Annotated in this window: 4 protein-coding genes; 2 read left to right on the top strand and 2 right to left on the bottom strand. The window is 48.4% G+C overall.

Annotated features, from left to right (window positions below; genetic code table 11):
• On the top strand, nucleotides 1-1170 hold a 1170-nt coding region (locus H6F50_RS00405), incomplete at its 5' end, for a phosphoglucomutase/phosphomannomutase family protein (RefSeq protein WP_190425061.1).
• Nucleotides 1171-1244: 74 nt separating this feature from the next.
• Entirely contained in the window at nucleotides 1245-1511 is a 267-nt protein-coding gene (locus H6F50_RS00400; RefSeq protein ID WP_190413036.1) for a LapA family protein, read from the top strand.
• A 36-nt stretch (nucleotides 1512-1547) separates the two neighbouring features.
• Here the strand turns inward: H6F50_RS00400 and H6F50_RS00395 are convergent, their stop codons facing one another.
• Together H6F50_RS00395 and H6F50_RS00390 are read right to left on the bottom strand one after the other, a co-directional pair.
• Complete coding sequence (locus H6F50_RS00395; RefSeq protein WP_190425059.1) at nucleotides 1548-2120, bottom strand: thermonuclease family protein; 573 nt, start codon at nucleotides 2118-2120, stop codon at nucleotides 1548-1550.
• 189 nt (nucleotides 2121-2309) lie between these two features.
• Nucleotides 2310-2918, bottom strand: a 609-nt coding sequence (locus H6F50_RS00390; RefSeq protein WP_242028840.1) for a DNA polymerase, incomplete at its 5' end; no start/stop codon positions are given.

Raw genomic sequence — 2918 nt, 5'->3', positions numbered from 1 at the left:
ATTGCTTACAACGCTAAGCTTCTCAACTCTGCTGGGGCACTGATGTTCACCGCCAGTCATAACCCAGCTCCCTATTGCGGCATCAAATACATCCCCGATTACGCTGGTCCGGCAACACCGGAAATTACGGATACAATTGTAGCAAATATTGAAAACGCTACGGATGAGCCGCCGAGTGGCAACAATGCCAACAAGATTTCTACCTTTGATCCCAAGCCAGATTATCTCCAGTTTATTTACACCCTGCTGGATGTAGAGCGAATTAAGAGCGCAGGGCTAAAGGTGAAGTACGACGCCCTCTACTCGACTTCTCGCGGCTACCTGGATACTGTCTTGGAGCGCTGTGGTTGCGATACAGAGGCATTCCACACCTATCGCGATGTTCTCTTTGGCGGTGGAATGCCAGAACCGAAAGGAGAGGAATTGATTGGACTTGTTGAAGCGGTGAAAAAAGACGGGGCAGATATAGGTTTAGCAACGGATGGAGATAGCGATCGCTTCGGCATTGTTGACGAACAAGGAAACGTGCTGACACCGAACACGGTGCTGCTCCTGCTGGCGCGTCACTTAGTCAAAAACAAAGGCAAAACTGGTGCAATTGTCCGCACCGTTGCCACCACCCACCTGCTGGATAACCTCGCTGCTAAGTACGGCTTGGAAATCTACGAAACAGCAGTAGGCTTTAAATACATCGGCGAGAAAATGCGCGAGACGCAGGTATTGATCGGCGGCGAAGAATCGGGCGGATTGAGCATTATCGGACATATTCCCGAAAAAGACGGTATTTTAGCCGATATGCTGGTGGCAGAAGCGATCGCTTACGAAGGTAAGCCTTTAAGCCAGCTAGTAGAAGAAGTAATCGCAGAAGCCGATGGCCCTCTGTACAACAAACGTCTCGATTTGCACTTAAATGACGCCCACAAAGCCGCTGTCATCGATGATTTCACTAAAAATCCCCCAGCAGAAGTGGCAGGAATTAAAGTGAAAGAAGTAGGGCGCAAAGACGGGATTAAACTCTACTTAGAAGAAGGCAGTTGGATACTCCTGCGTCCTTCCGGAACAGAACCGCTAATGCGGGTTTATCTGGAAACGAATACTCCAGAAAAAATGACTCAAATTGCCCAGCAAATGGAACAAACCATTAACAAACTGGAACCCGTCACAGTCTAAATGATCGGTAGGAGCAAGGGCATTGCTCTTGCTCCTACTTGGTAGCAGGAACTTACTCAGTCGCCATTATCAATATGAAAGCCCTTACCAACCTGCTTACCTCGCTGATTTTAGCCAGTTCCGTCGCAGCGATCGCTCTGTTGTCCATTCAAAACATCACGCCGGTATCGGTGAAATTTCTAACTTTCCAGTCGATCCGGATGCCAGTAGGCGTCGTGCTAGCGTTTAGTGCTGGCGCGGGGGCGATTGGGAGTGCAATCGTGCCCATTGTTTGGGGATCGCCTTCCAGTAATCAGTCTCAATCAGAAGATGCCAGTGAGTATGCTGACGAAGACTTTTGATGGTTATTGTTTGTTGCAATTAACTATCAGCCTTTGCTACTTACTCTCACTGCGATACTCCCACGGCGGCAGAAACTTGGAGTCACGCCAAATGCCGCGCCGACTCTTTTTCGCCTCAGCTTCTGCTTGCTCAACGATAGCAGCGCTAGGGCAATCTTTTAGATACTGACGATACACCAGTACCAGTCCCTCTTTTGCCAACACTTCCTGAACAAAAGTTCCATCAGGCAGGCGCACCTCGCTAACTTTACGCCCATACCTATCAGTATCAGTCACAGTTAAGCGAACGCGATCGCCTCCTTGCTGTACCAATTCTTGCAATCGTTGCTGGGTTTTTATTCCCCACTTGAATTGATTTTGATCTACTGCTTTTTTGCTTGCTTTTTCCTTACTGGAATGGGGAACCTCTGGAGCATCCACACAAGCAAAACGCACGTTGATGTTTTTCCCACTGCGATCCGTCACGGCGAGAGTATCCCCATCGCTGACTCGCTTAACCGGGTAAGTAGGAGAACCAAAAATAGCTTCACATCCCACCAATCCAAGGATGAGAACAACTGCACCAGTCCAGATGAGAGAATTTTGGATGAGTTTGCGAGTGCCGGTCATTATAAATATTTACTACAAAAGAAAAGTCCATCTGGACAGACGTTTCCATTGTCCAATAGTTTCGGACGCCTGTTACTGGCTTTTAGCAGTTGGAGTGGTGCAGCGAAATGCGATCGCGCTTCTATCCCACGCTGAGCTTAACCACCAATCGAACAGTCATACAGGAAAGGCTGTCGAAACTACAGTTTTTTACTTCGTCTCCATCCAATTCTGCCCTGCACGCACATCAACCTTAAGAGGAACGCTCAAGGAAACAGCGTTTTCCATCGTTGAGCGAATCTGAGGCTGTAATTCTTCCCATTCCGAGGGAGGAACTTCAAGCACTAATTCATCGTGAACTTGCAATAATAAACGCGCCTGGTAATTCTGCAAAACTTTGTGCAGTTTATCCATTGCAATTTTGATGATATCGGCGCTAGAACCTTGAATTGGAGCATTAGCTGCGGCGCGTAGCGAACCGGCGTCAGCTTGTCCTAAATTACGGAGTTTGTCAAGGTTAATTTCATCGGGATTGCTCCCTTGCAGCTTGCGGAGACTGCCGCCCTCAAAGTTAAAGTAACGGCGGCGTCCTAAAATAGTTTCGACATAACCGTGAGCGATCGCTTCCCGCTTCACCCGCTCCAAATAGTCAAAAACCTTACGGTAGCGCTCGTTAAACCGATCGATAAACAATCTGCCTTCGGTTGCCTTCACCCCAGCTTCCCGCGCAAATCGCTGCGCCCCCATTCCGTAAATTACGCCGAAATTGATAATTTTCCCCAATCGGCGTTCCTCAGATGTCACCGTATCCTTCTCCAA

It is taken from the genome of Coleofasciculus sp. FACHB-712, from assembly GCF_014695635.1.
Taxonomy (GTDB): domain Bacteria; phylum Cyanobacteriota; class Cyanobacteriia; order Cyanobacteriales; family FACHB-T130; genus FACHB-T130.
This window is presented reverse-complemented; position numbering and strand designations above follow the sequence as displayed.